This is a genomic window from Micromonospora sp. NPDC047670 (genome assembly GCF_043204915.1).
Classification (GTDB): domain Bacteria; phylum Actinomycetota; class Actinomycetes; order Mycobacteriales; family Micromonosporaceae; genus Micromonospora.
Genome location: NZ_JBIDDA010000001.1, coordinates 686,099 through 703,483, shown reverse-complemented (window position 1 = coordinate 703,483; position 17,385 = coordinate 686,099). Strand labels below are relative to the sequence as shown.

Here is a 17,385-nt window from a genome sequence, read left to right as displayed (position 1 = left end):
CGTTCGCGACTGCGGGGTTCCGCTCCGCTGCACTCCTCGCGCTCACCGTGCCCGCCCCCGACCCATGCTCACAGTGACTTTCTTCTCCCGAACGCGTCCGACACGCACCGTCGTATTCTCCCCCACCCGGCGGGCGGGCTATCGTCATCGCCGTGCGTCATTACGCCGCCTACGGCTCAAACCTCGATCCCGCCCGCATGCGCGCCTACTGCCCGCACTCGCCGATGGTGGGCACCGGCTGGCTGGAGGGCTGGCGGCTCACCTTCGCGGGCGAGGACGTGATCGGCTGGGAGGGCGCGGTCAGCACCGTCGTCGAGTCCCCCGGCGACCGGGTCTTCGTGGCGCTCTACGACATCCACCCCTACGACGCCGCCCAGCTCGACGAGATCGAGGGGGTGACCGCCGGCACGTACCGCAAGCTGCACGTGCGCGTCTCCACCCTCGACGGGGACGTGACCGCGTGGGTCTACGTCTTCGACGGCTACGAGGGCGGCCTGCCCACCTCGTGGTACCTGTCGGAGATCGCGAACGCCGCCGAGAAGGCGGGCGCCCCGGACGACTACGTCACCGAGCTGCGGTCCCGCCCCACCGGCACCGCGTCGGCCTAGCCCGTATCGTCGGCCCAGCGCGTATCCCACGGCCCCCAGTCTGCTCCGGAGCCGGGCGGGGCCTCCAGCCGGCCCCGGTCGGCGTCGTCAATCACACACCGGCGGCCGGGACGACCAACTCGTACAGGTCGACCCGGCGCACCTCGCGCAGCCCCACCGAGACGTAGAGCGACAGCGGGGCGGTCGGGTTGGCCAGGTCGACCCCGAGGCCGGCGGACTCCCGGCCCTTCGCGGCGTACCGGGCGAACGCGTGGCTCAGCAGCGCCGCGCCCACCCCCCGGCGCCGGTGACCGGGCAGCACGGCGAGGTTCCTGACCCAGCCCTCGTTGCGGTCGAGCGCCTGGTCGGAGGACTGGAGGACGCCCGCGGGCCGCCCGTCCACCTCGGCGACGAACCACTCGTCCCAGGCCGTGTCGGCCGCGATCCGAGCCCGCCAGCGGTCGTAGGCCAACGGCTCGTAGTCGGGGGTGTCGCGGAAGGCGGTGTCGTAGACCCGATGGAAGTCGCGCAGCTCCGACTCGTCGCCAGGACGCAGCGGACGGACCGTCACCCCGGGCGGCGGTGGCGGCGGCTCGCCGGGCACCCCCGCCAGCGACCGGCTCATCACCTGGTAGCGCTTGACGAAGCCGAATCCGGCGGCGACCAGCTCTTCGACCCACCGGCGTTCGCGCGGGTAGGCGGGACACCGCACGGTCAGGGCCGGCAGGCCACGCTCGGCGGCCCGCCCGGCCACCCGCTCCACCTGCCGGGCCAGCAGCGGCGCGCGCACCGACGCGCCCCGGTCCGGGTCGACGAACACGTCGACGAACTCCCGTCCCGCCCCGGTCGGGTTGTCCAGGATCGCCCAGGCGACCAGCGTGCCGTCGGGACCGGTCACCACCCAGGAGTCCCGCTCCGGGTCGACGTTGGGCGCGGTCAGCGCGCCGCGCACGTCGTCGGCGGCGAAGTCCGGGTGGCCGATCGCGAAGGTGTCGGCGGCGTGCACCACGGCCAGGATCGCCGGTACGTCGTCCAGGGTGGGGCGGCGGGCGTGCCAGCCGGCGGGGAGGGTCACGGGGGCGACCCTGACAGGCGGGCCACCGGGGCGCCACCGATTTTCGCGCGGCCCGGCCCGGCTCGCCCCCGCCGGCGGCGCCGGTGCCGGCGACCCGGCTGGCCGGGCACCTGACGGTCGGTGCCGGGACACCACCACCGGCTCACCGCGCGCCATTCGGGCGGCGGGCACCGGTGCGGCGTCCCGGCTCAGCCCTGGCCGCTCAGGTGGGCGCGGGTGGCGAAGAGCAGTTCCACCAGCTCGGCGCCGTCCGCCGGGCCGAGGGCCGCGAACGCCGGCGAGGCCAGCCGGTCGGTCACCGCCTCGGCCCAGAGCCGCCGCCGGACCAGCGGCCCGACCGCCGGGTACGGCGGGGGCCAGCCGCAGGCCACCGCGCCCGCCTCCCCCTCCGGCCCGGCGAGCACGGCCTCCAGCGGGGTCATCCCGCCGGCCCGGACCGCGAGCAGGTACGCCCCGGCGAAGTGCTCCCGGAGCAGGCGCAGGCCGACGGCGGCCCGGGCGCCGGCGGTGCGCTCCGGCACCGGCATCGCCCGCCAGGCGGCGAAGAGCGGCATGCCGCTGGCGTCCGCCGCCTCGACCGCGCGGCGCAGCAGCGCCGCGAGCCGCCCCGCCCCGGGGAGGGCGTCGAGGTGCTCGTCGCCCCACCGGCAGCACTCGGCGAGGGTGGCGGCGGCCACGTCGACCGGCCGGACGGTGCGCAGGGCCGCGTCCCACCCGTCGGCGACCGCGTCGGGGGCCAGGAAGCCGAGGGCGGCGGCGACCGTCTCGGCGCGGACGTCACCGAGGGCGCCGGCCCGGCCGGCGACGTAGAACGCCCAGCCCGAGATCCCGAGCAGCCGGGCCCGGCGCAGCGTGGTCGGGCAGCGGGTGTACGCGTCGCCGAGTTCGAGCACGACCGGCTTGCTGGCCGCGGCGACCTGTTCCGGCGTCATCCGCCCGCTCCCGGATCGACCCGTCCGTCCACAGGGGTCAGTCTGCCCCGCCGTCGCCCGCCTCGGCATCCCCCTCTTCGGCGTCGAGGGCCTCCACCGCCGCCTCGACCTCGCCGGCGCGGCGGCGGGCGGCGGTCACCGTCCGTTCCGCCCCGCGGCGGGCCAGCTTCGCCCGGCTCAGGTCCTGCTCGGCGACGGCCCGCCGCCGCTCCAGCTCGGCCAGCTCCGTCTCGATCGCGTCCAGGGCGGCGGCGCCGTCGCGCTCGGCCGCCGTCGCGTCGGCCAGCTCCGCCTCGGCCCGTTTTTGCTCGGTACGCGCCTTCGCCAGCTCCTTCTCCAGCGCCCGGCGGCGGCGGGCCCGCTCCGCGCGGGCGGCCCGCTCCGCCTGTTCGGCGCGGAGCGCGGCCCGGTCCACGCCGGCCCGCCGCTGGCCGGCCGGCTCCGGCCGGGGCTCCGGTTCCGGTTCCTCACCGCCGGTCACCAGGCGCAGCTGCGGGCGGGGCACCTCGCCGAACCCGGCGTAGTGGGCGGCCCGCAGCAGCCGGCCGGAGCGGACCTGCTCGGCGACCGCGGTGTCGGAGAGCGCGGCGTTGAGGGTGCCCTCCACCTCGGCCAGCGGCAGCTTCCCGGCCGGCGGGGCCCCCTCGGCCTCGGCGGCCAGCTTGCGCACCTCGGCGACGAGCGCGCCGACCACCGCCCGCCGCTGGGCGGACAGCTCCCGCAGCCGGGGCCCGCGCAGCTCCCGCTGGGCGGACCGCAGCGCCTCGGCGAGCTGGGCGAGGTCGGCGACCAGCTCGGGGCGGCGGATGGCCAGCAGGTTGACCAGCCAGGCGGCCACGGTGGGGCGGCGCAGCCGGGCGATCTCCCGCGCGGTCTTCGGGTCGCCGGCCCGGCGCGCCTCGGCGGCGGCCTCGTCGCGGATCGCGACGAACCGGTCCGGTGGGGTGGTGTAGAGCCGGTGCACCAGCTCTCGGGGCGGGCCGGGCATGACCGTCAGGCGTCGATTCGCGTGCCCGGTTCGAGCCGGCGGTAGTCGACTTCGGAGAGCCGGGTGAAGTTGCTGTTCAGCACGCCGAGCCCGTTGTCGTTGAGCAACCCGTCGTGCAGCGCGTACGCCCGGCGGGGGGCGACCGCGCGGAGGAAGTCCAGCGACTCGGAGAACTTCGTCCACGGGGCGTGGATCGGCAGGAAGAGCGTGTCGACCTGCGTGTCCTCGGGGACCACCAGGGAGTCCCCCGGGTGGTAGACCACGTCGTCGAGCAGGTAGGCCAGGTTGTCCACCACCGGGATGTCGGGGTGGATCACGGCGTGCCGGCCGCCGTATGCGCGCACCGGCACCCCGGCGGCCGTGAAGGACTGTCCGGGTTGGACCGGGTCGAGCGCCCCGGCCGCGTCGCCCAGGGTGCCCGCGAGCGAGGCCGGGCCGTGGATGGCGAACGGACGGCGGTCGAGCTGCCGGGTGACCGCCTCCACGTTCACGTGGTCGGGATGCTCGTGGGTGATCAGCACCGCGTCCGCCCCGTCGAGCGCCGCGGGCTCGCTGAACACGCCCGGGTCGATGACGAGCACTCCCCCGTCGTGCTCCACCCGGAGGCAGGAGTGGGCGTACTTGGTGATGCGCATCGTGACTCCAAGATTATCGAATCGTGATGTCCTGAGCGCAGTCTGCCGGAACCGGCGTGCTGGCGCGCCGCGTCTGACGTATCGCCCCGCACGGGGGCGACGACGAGGGGAGCCGGGATGGACGGACGGGAACGACGACGCCGGGGCGTACGGCTGACGGCTGCGGCGCTGATCGCGCTGCTGGGGCTGGCGGCGTGCGGCGGCGGCGACTCCGGCGGGAGCAAGGACTCGGCCGCCAGCGCGCCGGAGGCGGCTTCGGCGGACCGGGACCGGGCCGGCGGCGCGGCGGAGCAGCCCGGCGGAAAGGCCGAGCAGGGCGCCGGCGCGGGCGCGCCGGACCTGCGGGTCGACCAGCGGTCCATCATCTACACCGGCACGATGCGGGTGGAGGTGGACGATGTGGACGCCGCCGCGCGGAGCGCGATCGCCACCGTGACGGCGGCCGGCGGCTTCGTCGGCGGTGACCAGCGGCGCAGCGCCGACGCCGACGCGCGGGCCGAGCTGGAGCTGCGGGTGCCCGCCGCCAAGTTCTACGAGGTCGTCGACGAGCTGGCGAAGCTGGGCCGGCAGCAGCGGCGGGAGATCCACACCGAGGACGTCACCGAGCAGGTGGTCGACCTGGACGCCCGGATCACCACCCAGCGCGCCCGGGTGGAGAGCGCCCGGCGGCTGCTGGCCCGGGCCACCTCGATCAGCGACCTGGTGTCGCTGGAGAACGAGCTGTCCCGCCGGGAGGCCGACCTGGCCTCCCTGGAGGCGAAGAAGGAGCGGCTGACCGATCTGGCCAGTCTGTCGACGATCACCGTGTCGCTGGTCGGGCCGGACGCGAGCACCGCCGACGAGGAGACCGAGGTCGGCTTCCTGGTCGGGCTGAAGGGCGGCTGGAAGGTCTTCCTGGCCTCGATGACGATCCTGCTGACCGTGCTGGGCGCGGTGCTGCCGTGGCTGGTGGCGCTCGGCGTACCGCTGGCGGTGTTGCTGGTGGCGCTGCGCCGGCGGCGGCGGCGCGCCGGCCCGCCGCCGGTGCGACCGGTGGGACCGGGGGCGTCGCTGCCGCCTACCGCGCCGCCGCCAGTGCCCGCAGCGCGGTCTGAACCATGAGCCGCACGCCGACCGGGATGGCCCGTTCGTCGACGTCGAACGAGGCCCGGTGCAGGTCCACGTTCGGGCCGGAGCGGCCCACGCCGAGCCGGGCGAGCGCGCCGGGGACGTATTCCAGGTACCAGGAGAAGTCCTCGCCGCCCATGCTCTGCGGGGTCTCGGCGACGCCCTCCGGCCCGAGCGCGGCGGCGGTGGCGGCGGTCAGGACCTGGATGGCCCGCGAGTCGTTGCAGACCGGCGGACGGCCACGCAGGTATTCCAGGTCGACCGTGGCCCCGGTCGGCGCGATCACGTCGCGGACCACCTGACCCACGATCTTGGGGGCCAGTTCCCAGGTGTCGCGGTCCATCACCCGCAGGGTGCCGGAGGCGCACGCCTCGGAGGGGATGACGTTGTAACGGGTGCCGGCCGAGGCGTGGCCGAACACCAGCAGCAGCCCGCTGTTGGCCGGCACCCGGCGGCTCACCAGGGCCGGCACCTCGGTGATCAGGCGGCCCAGCGCGTCGACCAGGTCGACGGTCAGGTGCGGGCGGGCGGTGTGCCCGCCGGGGCCGGTCAGCCGGACGGTGACGTTGTCGGCGGCGGCGGTGATCGGGCCCACCCGCAGGCCGACCTTGCCGACCGGCTGGTTGGGGTCGCAGTGCAGCGCGAAGATCTGCACCACGTCGTCGAGGCCGCCGGCCTCGATGACCTCCAGCGAGCCGCAGGGCAGGATCTCCTCGGCCGGCTGGAAGATCAGCCGGACCCGGCCGGGCAGCTCGCCGAGGTCGGCGAGCTGGGCCAGCAGCATGCCGACGCCGAGCATGACGGTGGTGTGCACGTCGTGGCCGCAGGCGTGGCAGACGCCGTCCACGGTGGAGCGGTAGGGCACGTCCTTCGAGTCGGTCAGCGGCAGCGCGTCGATGTCGGCGCGCAGCGCAACCACCGGACCGTCGGGGCGGCCGTCGATGTCGCAGATGACCCCGTTGCCCTTGGGGAGCAGGCGCGGGCGCAGCCCGGCCAGGGAGAGCTCCCGGGCGATCAGGGCGGCCGTCTCGAACTCCTCGCCGGAGAGCTCCGGGTGCGAGTGGAGGTGGCGACGGGTGGCGATCAGCCCGGGCACCCGGAGGGCGAGCAGGTGGTCCAGCTCGAACGGCAGGGGCTCGGACCCGGGCGGCGTCTCCGGCCAGGACGACGCCAGCTGGCTGCCGGTCGGCAGCGTCAACGCACTCGTCACGTCGAATTCTCGTTCGCTAGAGATGGATGGATCATCAGGAACAGCAGACAGCCTAGACCTCCGGCGGTGACGCTGCGCAACCTCGTTCCCGTAGTGATCGGGACGCACAGTGTCACGAATGCCCTGCTGAGAGCGCTCGTGGATCTGCGGGACAGCAGGTAGATCGCGGTCGAACGCCGTCATCTGCCCCACACCTCCTACAACGCGTAACCGACTCGGTCGTCACCAAATCGACGCCGATCTCGGGGCCGTCGTTCCGAATTGTCGCATTAGTCGGTCCGATGAACCGACACTCCGACAATTACCCGACCTGTCGGCGACGGGCCCCGAAGACGGTCACACAGCAGGGCACGGAACGCCCGCACACCGTGTGCGTCCGAGTTCACCCGGTCGGGTTACCCCCAAACCCCTCCGGCACACGCCGCGGCCGGGTGGGCCGCACCACCCGCCGAGCGCGGGGGCCCCTCCGGCGACGTCGCCGGGCCTGCTCCCGCGGTCTGCGTCGCCCGATCGGCGACGGAGCTGTCTCGACTGTAGCGCTCGTCCGGCATGCGCCGCGAGCTGCGCAAACGTCCCGACCGACCGGCCCGTGGGGGCACCGGAACGGCCGACGGCCGCCCGCCCGCCGGCGTGGGCGGGGACGGACGGCCGTCGGCCGGAGCGGTCAGAAGCGGTCGGCGGGGCGGTAGAGCCCCCACACCTGGCGCAGGGTGCCGCAGACCTCGCCCACGGTGGCGCGGGCCCGCAGCGCCTCCTTCATCGGGTAGAGCACGTTCCCGGTGCCCTCGGCGGCGGCGCGCAGCTCCGCGAGGGACCGCTCGACCGCGCCGGCGTCCCGCTCGGCGCGCAGCCGGGTCAGCCGCTCGGCCTGCGCCGCCTCGATCGCCGGGTCGACCCGCAGCGGCTCGTACGGCTCCTCCTCGTCGATGGCGAACCGGTTGAGGCCCACCACCACCCGCTCGCCGGAGTCGATCTCCTGCGCGATCCGGTACGCCGACTGTTCGATCTCCCGCTTCTGGAAGCCCGCCTCGATGGCGTCGACCGCCGACCCGTGGTCGAAGACCCGCTCCATCAGCTCGGTCGCCGCCGCCTCGATCTCGGCGGTCATCGCCTCCACCACGTACGAGCCGGCGAACGGGTCGACGGTGGCGGTCAGGTCGGTCTCGTACGCCAGCACCTGCTGGGTCCGCAGCGCCAGCCGGGCCGCCTTCTCGGTGGGCAGCGCGATGGCCTCGTCGAAGCTGTTGGTGTGCAGCGACTGGGTGCCGCCGAGCACCGCGCCGAGCCCCTGCACCGCCACCCGGACCAGGTTCACCTCGGGCTGCTGGGCGGTGAGCTGCACGCCCGCGGTCTGGGTGTGGAAGCGCAGCATCATCGACTTCGGGTCCTTGGCGCCGAAGTCGTCGCGCATCAGCCGGGCCCAGATCCGCCGGGCGGCCCGGAACTTCGCCACCTCCTCGAGCAGCGTGGTGCGGGCGACGAAGAAGAACGACAGCCGGGGCGCGAAGTCGTCCACGGCCAGCCCGGCCGCCAGCGCGGCCCGGACGTACTCGACGCCGTTGGCCAGGGTGAACGCGATCTCCTGCGCGGGCGTCGCGCCGGCCTCGGCCATGTGGTAGCCGGAGATGGAGATGGTGTTCCACTTCGGCACCTCCTTGCGGCAGTAGCCGAAGGTGTCGGCGACCAGCCGCAGCGAGGGCTTCGGCGGGAAGATGTACGTGCCCCGGGCGATGTACTCCTTGAGGATGTCGTTCTGGATCGTGCCGTTCAGGGCCGAGCCGGGGACGCCGTTCTCCTCGGCCACCAGCTGGTAGAGCAGGAGCAGCACCGAGCCGGGCGCGTTGATGGTCATCGAGGTCGAGACCTTGTCCAGCGGGATGCCGTCGAAGAGCAGCCGCATGTCGTCGATCGAGTCGATGGCCACCCCGACCTTGCCCACCTCGCCGTGCGCGATCGGGTCGTCGGAGTCGTAGCCCATCTGGGTCGGCAGGTCGAAGGCGACCGAGAGGCCCATCGTGCCGGCCCGCAACAACTGGTGGTACCGCGCGTTGGACTCGGTGGCGGTGCCGAAGCCGGCGTACTGGCGCATCGTCCACGGACGGGAGGTGTACATGGTGGGGTAGACCCCGCGCGTGTACGGGAACTCGCCCGGCCCGCCGAGTCGGGAGCCCAGGTCCTCCGGAAGGTCGGCCGCCGTGTAGACGCCCTTGATCGGGAAACCGGACTCGCTTGACCGCCGTTCGCTCATTAGCGGATGGTAGGACGCGCGACGGCGTCGGCGGGTGAGGGATACCGCACACCACGTCGCCGGAGATCGACGAGAGGTGAACTTTCGGGCACGTACTGTCGAGTTAGGGAAACGTCCGTCGCGTCGGCTTTCGCATCGGGCGTCGGAACCAGCAAGATAGGGGGGTTGTGTCCCAGCCCCCCTCGATTTCCCCCGGTGGCTTTTCTGTGACTCAGATCCCGACGTGGAGCGGCGGACCAGTCAGTCCCCCCAACGGACGCGCGACACCCGGCACGACCATCGGTGGTCGCTACTCGCTGCGTTCCGCGGTGGGCAACGGCGGCATGGGCACGGTCTGGCGTGCCACAGACACGCTCCTGCGGCGGGACGTCGCCGTCAAGGAGGTCGTCCTGCCCCCGGGGCTGGCCCCCAGCGACCGCGACGCCATGTACGAACGCACCCTGCGCGAGGCCCGCGCGGCGGCCGCCATCCAGCACCCCGCCGTCGTCCAGGTCTACGACGTGGTCACCGAGGCCGGCCGGCCCTGGATCGTGATGGAGCTGCTCGACGCCCGCAGCCTCGCCGACATGGTGATCGAGGACGGGCCCGTCGCGCAGCGGGTGGTCGCCAAGATCGGCATCGCGCTGCTCGGCGCCCTGGAGGTGGCGCACGCGATCGGCGTGCTGCACCGCGACGTCAAGCCGGCCAACGTGCTGATCTGCGCCGACGGCCGCTGCGTGCTGACCGACTTCGGCGTGGCCCGGATGCCCACCGACGTGCAGCTCACCACCCCCGGGATGGTGCTGGGCTCGCCGCACTTCATCTCCCCCGAGCGGGCGATGGGCCAGGAGTTCGGCCCGCCGAGCGACCTCTTCTCGCTGGGCGTCACGCTCTACACGGCGGTGGAGGGGCGCCCCCCGTTCGACAAGGGCGACCCGATCGAGACCATGCACGCGGTGGTCGAGGACCCGCCCGCGCCGCCGCAGCGCAGCGGGCCGCTGACCCGGGTGCTGATGGGCCTGCTGGAGAAGGATCCGGCCCGCCGCCTCGATGTGCACACCGCCCGGGCCATGCTGCGCGAGCTGCTCGCCGGCCCGCTGACCAGCAACGCCGCCGCGGTGAACTCGGTGACCGACCCGTACTCGGTCGTCCCGGTGCAGCGGCCGGTGCCGGCCCCGCCCGCCGCCCAGCCGGAGCAGCCGAAGCCGAGCGGGCAGATCGGCGGGCGGGCGATGCTCGGCCCCGACGAGTCGCTCACCGACCGCCTGGCCGCGTTGCGCCGGGGCGAGCGCCCGGCCCCGGCCGCCCTCCCCGCCGGCTCCGCCGCCACGGAGGACACCAGCGCCGACGCGCTGGCCGGGCCGCTGAACACCCCCACCGGGGCGATGCCGGCCCCGGGCGCGACCGCGCCGGCCGGCCGCACCTACGGCGGCCCCGAGGCCACCCCGCACGCCGGCGCGGCCGACGCCACCCAGCAGCTACGGACCAACGCGGCCGGCCTGGTCGGCTTCGGCGGCCAGCCGGACACCACCCAGCGGATGGCAGCCGGCGCGCCCGTCTTCGGCAGCCCACCGCCCGAGGCCACCCAGCAGCTCGGCGGGACCTACGGCGGCGGCCAGTGGTCGGTGCCCGGCACCGGCCAGCCCTGGACCTCCCCGGCCACCGCGCCGGGCGCGGGCGACGCCGGCGGCGGGCTCCCCGGTCGCGTGCGCGCCGTCGGCGGCCAACTCGTCGGCACGGTCAAGGGCTGGCCCCGCAAGGTCCAGCTCGCCGCCGCCGGCGGCCTGGCCGTGCTGCTGCTGATCGGTGCGGTCGTCCTGTTCACCGGCGGCGACGACGCGGCGCCGACCGTCCCGCAGGCCGCCCCGACCTCGGCGGCCCCGGCCGGGGTGCCCGAGATGAAGGAGCACTCCGGCAAGGGCGTGCGGGTCCTGGTCCCACAGGGCTGGGAGCGTAAGAGCGCCGGCGACTGGGTCGACTACGTCGACCCGCAGGACGAGGGCCGCAAGGTGCGGATCCTGGTGGAGAACTTCCGCACCACCTCGATCCGCTGGGCGGAGGTCGCCGAGGAGGGCCTCAAGACCCGGTCGAAGTCGTGCGTCAAGCCGTACGCCCAGCTCGCCATGAACGAGATGGAGTGGGTCGGCAAGCCGGCGGCCGAGTTCGAGTACACCTGCGGCGAGGGCGAGACCAAGCGGCACGGCGTGTGGCGCGGCGTGGTCCACGAGGGCAAGGCCTACTCGTTCTACCTCACCTCGACCGACGCGAAGTTCGACGAGAGCAAGCCGATCTTCGACGAGATGGTCAAGTCGTTCCAACTCACCGACGCCGGCTGATCGCAGGGGAAGAAGAGGCGGTGATCCGCCGGCGTGCTATCAAGAGGCATGCCGGCGGAAACCACTGACATCGACGACATTCGCGAGCAAGCCCGGCGCTGGCTCGACGACGACCCCGACCCGGCCAGCCGGGAGGAACTGCGGGCGGTGCTCGACCGCCTGCCGGCGAGCGCCCCGGAGCTGGCCGACCGGTTCGCCGGCCCGCTGACCTTCGGCACCGCCGGGCTGCGCGGCCCGCTGCGCGCGGGCCCGAACGGGATGAACCTCGCGGTGGTCACCCAGGCCGCCGCCGGGCTCGTCGCCTGGCTCGCGGCCCAGGGCGGCTCCGGCCCGCTGGTGATCGGGTACGACGCCCGGCGCGGCTCCCGGCAGTTCGCCGAGCGGACCGCGCAGGTCGCCACCGGCGCGGGACGCGCCGCGCTGCTGCTCCCCCGCCCGCTGCCCACCCCGGTGCTCGCGTACGCAGTACGGCGCCTCGGGGCGGTCGCGGGGGTGATGGTGACCGCCAGCCACAACCCGCCGCAGGACAACGGCTACAAGGTCTACCTCGGCGCGGAGCTGGGCGGGGCGCTCGGGGCGGGCGCGCAGATCGTGCCGCCGGCCGACGCCGGCATCGAGACAGCGATCCGCGGGGTCGGCCCGCTGGCCGAGGTGCCGCTCGGTCCCGCCGGGCAGGTCCTCGGCGACGACCTCGTCGCCTCCTACGTCGAGCGGGCCACCGCCGTGATCGACCCGGACGGGCCGCGCGACCTGGCCGTGGCGTACACGCCGCTGCACGGGGTGGGGGCGGCGGTGCTCACGGCGGCCTTCGCCCGGGCCGGCTTCCCGGTGCCCGGGGTGGTGCCCGAGCAGGCCGAGCCGGACCCGGCGTTCCCGACCGTCTCCTTCCCCAACCCGGAGGAGCCGGGCGCGGTGGACCGGCTGATCGCCCTCGCCGAGTCGACCGGCGCGGACATCGCCATCGCCAACGACCCCGACGCGGACCGCTGCGCGGTGGTGGTCCGGGACACCGGCCGGGCGGCGAGCGACCACGGCGAGGTCGCCGGCCCCGCGGCGTCGGACGCCGACCGCCCCGGCTGGCGGATGCTGCGCGGCGACGAGGTGGGCGTGCTGCTGGCCGACCACCTCATGCGGCGCGGTGTCGAGGGCCTCTACGCCACCACGATCGTGTCGTCGTCCCTGCTGCGGGCCATGTGCGCCGCCCGGGGCCTGCCCTACGACGAGACGCTGACCGGGTTCAAGTGGATCGTGCGCGCCGGCGGCGGGGCCGAGCCGCTGGTCTTCGGCTACGAGGAGGCGCTCGGCTACTGCGTCGCCCCGGAGCACGTCCGCGACAAGGACGGCATCACCGCCGCGCTGACCGTGGCCGAGCTGGCCGCCGGGCTGAAGACGCAGGGCCGCACGCTGACCGACCGGCTGGACGAGCTGGCCGCCGAGTTCGGCGTGCACCACACCGACCAGCTCTCGGTGCGGGTGGACGACCTGCGGGTCATCGCCGACGCCATGGCCCGGATCCGCGCCGCGACCCCGACCGCGCTGCTCGGCCACCCGGTCACGCAGGCGCAGGACCTGCTCCCCGAGGCGGACGTGGTGATCCTGCGCACCGAGGCCGCCCGGGTGGTCATCCGGCCGTCCGGCACCGAGCCGAAGCTCAAGGCGTACCTGGAGGTGGTGGAGCCGGTGGCGGACGGCGACGTCGCCGCGGCCCGCACCCGGGCGCAGGCGGCGGTCGCCGCCCTCCGCACCGAGATCTCCGCCGCCCTCGCGCTCTGAGACCCGCCCCGTCCCACCCGCGTCGATCGTGAGGCCGTCGCCGGCCGGAACGCTCTCCGGGGCGGCGACCGCACGGTCGACGGGTGGACGGGGCCCGGGGGTCAGCGGCGAGGGCCGAGGGCGGCGTCCACGGCGCGGCCCAGGGCGGCGACGACGAGGCCCACCGAGGGGCGGACGACCGAGTCGTCGAGGCTGACGTTGCCGGAGAAGCCGGCACCGCCGGCGATCTCCTCCAGCCGGCGACGGGCGTCGCGGGCGGCGTCGCCGCTCAGGCCGAGGGCCGGTTCCATCCGCAGCACCGCGACCAGGGTGGCCAGGGCGGCGGTCCGCTCGTCGGGGAGCTGCCCGTCGGCCAGCGCCGCGGCCAGCCGGCGCCGGGTGTCCGCCTCCACGTCGGGATTCACGGTCGGGTAGCGGTGCACGTGGATGAAGCCCAGCTCGGTCTCGTCCACGTCCCGCACGACGCCCTCGGCGCACAGGTCGCCGAGGATCCTGTCCCGCAGGCCGTGCCGCAGCCGCTGCACCCAGGACGACGGGCTGTGCGGCGTGTCCTCGGCGATGCGGGCGAGCACCCCGTCGACGAGCGGCTCGCCGGTGGGCGTCGGGTCGACCACCGCCAGGGATCCGTCGGAATACACGATCCGCCCGGCCAGGGCCAGCTCGATCAGCACCGCGGCGGCCATCCCCAGGTCGAGGCTGATCCGCGGCATGGTCGCCTTGCCGGTCTCGTCGTCGTACGCGAGGAGAAGCAGCTCTTCGGCGAGCGCAACACCAGTCATGGGCGCAGACGCTAGCGGGTGCGCGCACCCCGCGCACCCACTGCGCGCCGACGACGCGCCGCCGTGGCCGTGCGCCCCGCCGTCGCCGCAGGCCGGGGCGGTCGGGGCACGCGCCCCGACCGCCCCGGCGCGCCCGGTCAGCCCACCGTGTCGGTGCGCCGGGCGTCGAGCACGAGCTCGTAGTGCAGCACGCGACGCTTCGGGGCCGTCTCCAGGTATTCGTACGCGAGCAGTTCACCGGTCGAGGGGTGGAAGACCAGCAGCATCTGCGCCCGCTCCGGGTGCTCCCCCGCCGGCGGGACGAGGTCGGCGGTGACGGCCACGCCCTGGCGGCCGGCCCGGTCGATGACCCGGCCACGCCACACGAAGCCGGGCTTGTCGGCCAGGATGGTGAGGAGGTCGGCCCGGATCCGCTTCGGCACCAGGTAGCTGCCGCTGTAGAGGTGGTACACGCGCATGGCCAGCTCGCCCGCCGGCTTCTCGACCCCGAGCCAGCGCGCGAGTTCCGCCCGGTCGGCCGGCAACGGCCTGCCCTCCGGCTCGCGCGGAATCTCCTGGATCCCTTGCGGCGGCCGGGTGCCCGAGGGGGTGGCGGCGCGCGTCTGCGGCCGCCTGGACCAGTATTCCCGGGACGCCGCGTCGGCGAACTCGACACCCAGAGTCTTGTCGTCCTGCCAGCGGCGACCGTCGTCCGCCGCCCAGTGGCGGCGTTCCCGCACGAAGCTCATCGTGTGGCCCTCCTGCGACGACATCACCGCGCCGCCCCAGGACTTGGTGTGGTGGTAGGAGTAGCGGCCACCGGTTGCGTCCTGCGGGCCGTCGACCAGGCGGGCGGCGAGCGCCCGCAGTTGCCGCCCGGCCGGCTCGCCCTCGACGACCTCGTAGGCCACCGGAACGAGCACGGTCCCAGCGACCGGCTGCGCGGGCACCGCACCGGTGGGCGCGCCGTCCCGGAGCACCTGCGCCACCCCGGCGGAGCCGAGCACGGCCAGCGCGGCGGCCGCGCCGACGAGCATGGCGCGCCGGGACGCGCCGCGCCGCGCCGGCCCGGCCGGGATCGCGGTCGCGTCCTCCGCGCGGAGGATCAGGTCGTGGGCGGTGAGGGGCGACGGGGGTACGACGGCGTGGCGCGCCGGGTCGGCTGGGCCCAGGAACTCCCGGACCTGCTGCTTGGTGTGCATGCTGCTGCTCCTCTCAGACATGGGCGGACGCCGGCCGGGCGCCGCGGGCGGGGGTGGGGGTGGCCAGGGCGGAGCGCAGTCGGCGCCGGGCCCGGTAGAGCCGCACGGCGGCGGCGGACCGGGTGCAGCCCAGGACGACGGCGGCGTCGCCGACGCTCAGGTCCTCCCAGCCGACCAGCCGGAGGATCTCCTGGTCGGCTTCGGGCAGCGTGCGCAGCGCCCGGTGCAGGTCGAGCACCGGCGCGACGGCATCGGGTCCGACGATTCGTGCCGGTACGTGGTCCGCCTCGGCGAGCGGAAGCAGGCTCGGACCGCCACGCCGGGACCGCCACCGGTTCGCCACGACGTGCCGCGCGACGGCGTAGAGCCACGGCAGGGCGCGTTCGGGCACCTCGCCGCGCCGCCGCCAGACGACGACGAACACGTCCTGGGCGAGTTCGGCCGCCGCGTCGGCATCGGGAAGCCGACGCATGCCATACCTGACGATGTCCGGGTAGTGCGCGGCGTAGAGGCTGGTGAACCAGCCCTCGCCCCGCTCACCCACGGGTTTCATCTATCGATCTCCCGACCGCAGTTCCTGACAGGGACACCACGTATGTGTCGCGGGCGGGGCGGATCGTTACCGGCGGCCGGGGCGGAACCCAACGGCCGGGGCGGAGACTGGCCGGCCGGGGCGGGACGGCCTGTCGGCCGAGCGGACGGTCGTGGCGGTCGGGGTGGAAGTCACCCGGCCGGGGCGGAAGTCACCGGCCGGGGCGGGACGTGGCCTGCCGGCCGGGGCCGCCCGCCCCGGCGGGCCGGGGCGGGCGGGATGGCGTGGGCGCCGCCTAGAAGCGGGGCATGCCGCCGAACTGGCGGTCGCCGGCGTCGCCGAGGCCCGGCACGATGAACTTCCGGTCGTTGAGGCCCTCGTCGATCGAGGCGGTGACCAGGCGCAGCGGCAGGCCGGAGCGCTCCAGCCGCTCGATGCCGACGGGCGCGGCGAGCACGCAGAGCACGGTGATGTCGGTGCAGCCCCGGTCGGCCAGCAGCCGGCAGCAGTGCTCCAGCGAGCCGCCGGTGGCGAGCATCGGGTCGAGCACCAGCACCGGCAGGCCGCTCAGGTCCCGGGGCAGCGACTCCATGTAGGCGCGCGGCTCGTACGTCTCCTCGTCGCGGGCCAGCCCGACGAAGCCCATCGACGACTCCGGCAGCAGGCCGAGCGCGGCGTCGGCCATGCCCAGGCCGGCCCGCAGCACCGGCACCAGCAGCGGCGGGTTCGCCAGCCGGGTGCCCTCGGTGCCGGTGACGGGGGTCTGCACCGGGTACTTCTCGACGGGGAACGAGCGCGCGGCCTCGTACACCAGCATGGTGGTGAGTTCGTGCAGCGCCGCCCGGAACGAGGAGGAGTCGGTGCGCGCGTCCCGCATGGCGGTCAGCCGCGACTGGGCGAGCGGATGGTCAATGACGTGTACGTCCACGATCGCTCAACCTACCGGTCCGCCGGCGCCCGCACCGCGGGTGCGGGCGGACCAGCGACGCCGCTCACCACCCGGCCGGCCGACCGCACCGTGACCAAGATCACACAATGGTCGGATGCGTAGACTTCGGGGCATGACGGCGACAGCGACGTCGGCCCGGTCGGAGCTCTCCGAGCTGGGACGATCCGAGACCGCTCTGCGGACCTTCCTGCACGGCCTGCCCGGCGTGGACCAGGTCGGCGCGGAGCAGCGGGCGGCACAGCTCGGCACCCGCTCCATCAAGACCACGGCCAAGGCGCAGGCGATCGACCTGGCGATCCGGATGGTCGACCTCACCACCCTGGAGGGGGCGGACACCCCCGGCAAGGTGCGGGCGCTGGCCGCCAAGGCGCTGCGCCCCGACCCGGCCGACCCGTCCTGCCCGCACGTCGGCGCGGTCTGCGTCTATCCCGCGATGGTCCCGCACGTGGCCGAGGTGCTGCGCGGCTCGGGCGTCCACCTGGCCAGCGTGGCGACCGCCTTCCCGTCCGGGCAGGCCCCGCTGGAGGTCAAGCTCGCCGACACGCGGGCCGCCGTCGCCGCCGGTGCCGACGAGATCGACATGGTGATCAACCGGGGCGCGTTCCTGGCCGGGCGTTACAAGGAGGTGTACGACGAGATCGTCGCCACCAAGGAGGCCTGCGGGGACGCCCACCTCAAGGTGATCCTGGAGACCGGCGAGCTGGCCACGTACGACAACGTGCGCCGTGCCTCCTGGCTGGCGATGCTGGCCGGCGGCGACTTCATCAAGACCTCCACCGGCAAGGTCCCGGTCGCGGCGACGCCGCCGGTGACGCTGGTGATGCTGGAGGCGGTGCGCGACTTCCGGGCCGCGACCGGCCGGCAGGTCGGCGTGAAGCCGGCCGGCGGCATCAAGACCACCAAGGACGCCATCAGGTACCTGGTGATGGTCAACGAGACCGTCGGCGCGGACTGGCTGGACCCGGACTGGTTCCGCTTCGGCGCGTCCAGCCTCCTCAACGACCTGCTCATGCAGCGCACCAAGCTGACGACCGGCACCTACTCCGGTCCCGACTACTTCACCCTGGACTGAGA

The 17,385-nt window shown here is 74.8% G+C and carries 15 protein-coding genes; 5 read left to right on the top strand and 10 right to left on the bottom strand.

The features are described from left to right. Positions 1–152: 152 nt before the first annotated feature. Complete coding sequence (locus tag ACGF7U_RS03380) at positions 153–608, top strand: gamma-glutamylcyclotransferase (protein ID WP_091097949.1); 456 nt, start codon at positions 153–155, stop codon at positions 606–608. Between the two features lie 91 nt (positions 609–699). Here ACGF7U_RS03380 and ACGF7U_RS03375 read toward each other — a convergent pair whose 3' ends face one another. The 4 genes from ACGF7U_RS03375 to ACGF7U_RS03360 all read right to left on the bottom strand — a co-directional run bounded on the left by ACGF7U_RS03375 (position 700) and on the right by ACGF7U_RS03360 (position 4,217). After that, complete coding sequence (locus tag ACGF7U_RS03375; RefSeq protein WP_393102456.1) at positions 700–1,662, bottom strand: GNAT family N-acetyltransferase; 963 nt, start codon at positions 1,660–1,662, stop codon at positions 700–702. 188 nt (positions 1,663–1,850) lie between these two features. Beyond that, a complete protein-coding gene (locus ACGF7U_RS03370) occupies positions 1,851–2,594 on the bottom strand; it encodes a hypothetical protein (protein ID WP_393102455.1) in 744 nt (247 codons plus the stop codon). 37 nt (positions 2,595–2,631) lie between these two features. Further along, positions 2,632–3,582: a hypothetical protein gene (locus ACGF7U_RS03365; protein ID WP_393102454.1), complete on the bottom strand. Its 951-nt coding sequence runs from the start codon at positions 3,580–3,582 to the stop codon at positions 2,632–2,634. 5 nt (positions 3,583–3,587) lie between these two features. Next, complete coding sequence (locus tag ACGF7U_RS03360; RefSeq protein WP_393102453.1) at positions 3,588–4,217, bottom strand: MBL fold metallo-hydrolase; 630 nt, start codon at positions 4,215–4,217, stop codon at positions 3,588–3,590. Between the two features lie 117 nt (positions 4,218–4,334). Here ACGF7U_RS03360 and ACGF7U_RS03355 point away from each other — a divergent pair, with 117 nt between their 5' ends. Further along, on the top strand, positions 4,335–5,318 hold the full coding sequence (locus ACGF7U_RS03355) for a DUF4349 domain-containing protein (RefSeq protein WP_393102452.1): 984 nt from the start codon (positions 4,335–4,337) through the stop codon (positions 5,316–5,318). Here the strand turns inward: ACGF7U_RS03355 and ACGF7U_RS03350 are convergent. Then, positions 5,275–6,534 (bottom strand): amidohydrolase, encoded by a 1,260-nt coding sequence (locus tag ACGF7U_RS03350; RefSeq protein WP_393102451.1) that lies wholly within the window; start codon positions 6,532–6,534, stop codon positions 5,275–5,277. The two genes, ACGF7U_RS03355 and ACGF7U_RS03350, sit on opposite strands and share 44 nt — an antisense overlap. Positions 6,535–7,198: 664 nt before the next feature. Continuing rightward, positions 7,199–8,782 (bottom strand): methylmalonyl-CoA mutase, encoded by a 1,584-nt coding sequence (locus ACGF7U_RS03345; RefSeq protein ID WP_393102450.1) that lies wholly within the window; start codon positions 8,780–8,782, stop codon positions 7,199–7,201. Positions 8,783–8,988: 206 nt separating this feature from the next. On the opposite strand from ACGF7U_RS03345, the gene ACGF7U_RS03340 reads away from it, so the two are divergent. Both ACGF7U_RS03340 and ACGF7U_RS03335 read left to right on the top strand, forming a co-directional pair. Further along, positions 8,989–11,097, top strand: a complete 2,109-nt coding sequence (locus ACGF7U_RS03340; protein ID WP_393102449.1) for a protein kinase — start codon at positions 8,989–8,991, stop codon at positions 11,095–11,097. A gap of 48 nt (positions 11,098–11,145) precedes the next feature. Next, on the top strand, positions 11,146–12,870 hold the full coding sequence (locus ACGF7U_RS03335) for a phospho-sugar mutase (RefSeq protein WP_393102448.1): 1,725 nt from the start codon (positions 11,146–11,148) through the stop codon (positions 12,868–12,870). A 101-nt stretch (positions 12,871–12,971) separates the two neighbouring features. Here the strand turns inward: ACGF7U_RS03335 and ACGF7U_RS03330 are convergent, their stop codons facing one another. The 4 genes from ACGF7U_RS03330 to upp form a co-directional block, all read right to left on the bottom strand. Beyond that, complete coding sequence (locus tag ACGF7U_RS03330) at positions 12,972–13,649, bottom strand: GPP34 family phosphoprotein (RefSeq protein WP_393102447.1); 678 nt, start codon at positions 13,647–13,649, stop codon at positions 12,972–12,974. A gap of 137 nt (positions 13,650–13,786) precedes the next feature. Beyond that, positions 13,787–14,830, bottom strand: coding sequence for a CU044_5270 family protein (locus ACGF7U_RS03325; protein WP_393102446.1), 1,044 nt, complete (start codon positions 14,828–14,830; stop codon positions 13,787–13,789). Between the two features lie 13 nt (positions 14,831–14,843). Then, positions 14,844–15,383, bottom strand: coding sequence for an RNA polymerase sigma factor (locus ACGF7U_RS03320; protein WP_393102445.1), 540 nt, complete (start codon positions 15,381–15,383; stop codon positions 14,844–14,846). Between the two features lie 274 nt (positions 15,384–15,657). Continuing rightward, the gene (upp, locus tag ACGF7U_RS03315) at positions 15,658–16,290 is read right to left on the bottom strand and encodes a uracil phosphoribosyltransferase (protein WP_091097998.1); all 633 of its coding nucleotides are present in this window, start codon (positions 16,288–16,290) and stop codon (positions 15,658–15,660) included. A gap of 133 nt (positions 16,291–16,423) precedes the next feature. Here upp and deoC point away from each other — a divergent pair, with 133 nt between their 5' ends. Further along, positions 16,424–17,383, top strand: coding sequence for a deoxyribose-phosphate aldolase (gene deoC, locus ACGF7U_RS03310; RefSeq protein ID WP_393102444.1), 960 nt, complete (start codon positions 16,424–16,426; stop codon positions 17,381–17,383). Positions 17,384–17,385 lie beyond the last annotated feature (2 nt).

What these genes read in the sequence shown, in the direction of transcription:
- ACGF7U_RS03370 (WP_393102455.1), bottom strand. Translation starts at nt 2,594, where the DNA reads ATGACGCCGGAACAGGTCGCCGCGGCCAGCAAGCCGGTCGTGCTCGAA.
- ACGF7U_RS03365 (WP_393102454.1), bottom strand. Translation starts at nt 3,582, where the DNA reads ATGCCCGGCCCGCCCCGAGAGCTGGTGCACCGGCTCTACACCACCCCA.
- ACGF7U_RS03360 (WP_393102453.1), bottom strand. Translation starts at nt 4,217, where the DNA reads ATGCGCATCACCAAGTACGCCCACTCCTGCCTCCGGGTGGAGCACGAC.
- ACGF7U_RS03355 (WP_393102452.1), top strand. Translation starts at nt 4,335, where the DNA reads ATGGACGGACGGGAACGACGACGCCGGGGCGTACGGCTGACGGCTGCG.
- ACGF7U_RS03345 (WP_393102450.1), bottom strand. Translation starts at nt 8,782, where the DNA reads ATGAGCGAACGGCGGTCAAGCGAGTCCGGTTTCCCGATCAAGGGCGTC.
- ACGF7U_RS03335 (WP_393102448.1), top strand. Translation starts at nt 11,146, where the DNA reads ATGCCGGCGGAAACCACTGACATCGACGACATTCGCGAGCAAGCCCGG.
- ACGF7U_RS03330 (WP_393102447.1), bottom strand. Translation starts at nt 13,649, where the DNA reads ATGACTGGTGTTGCGCTCGCCGAAGAGCTGCTTCTCCTCGCGTACGAC.
- ACGF7U_RS03325 (WP_393102446.1), bottom strand. Translation starts at nt 14,830, where the DNA reads ATGCACACCAAGCAGCAGGTCCGGGAGTTCCTGGGCCCAGCCGACCCG.
- ACGF7U_RS03320 (WP_393102445.1), bottom strand. Translation starts at nt 15,383, where the DNA reads ATGAAACCCGTGGGTGAGCGGGGCGAGGGCTGGTTCACCAGCCTCTAC.
- deoC (WP_393102444.1), top strand. Translation starts at nt 16,424, where the DNA reads ATGACGGCGACAGCGACGTCGGCCCGGTCGGAGCTCTCCGAGCTGGGA.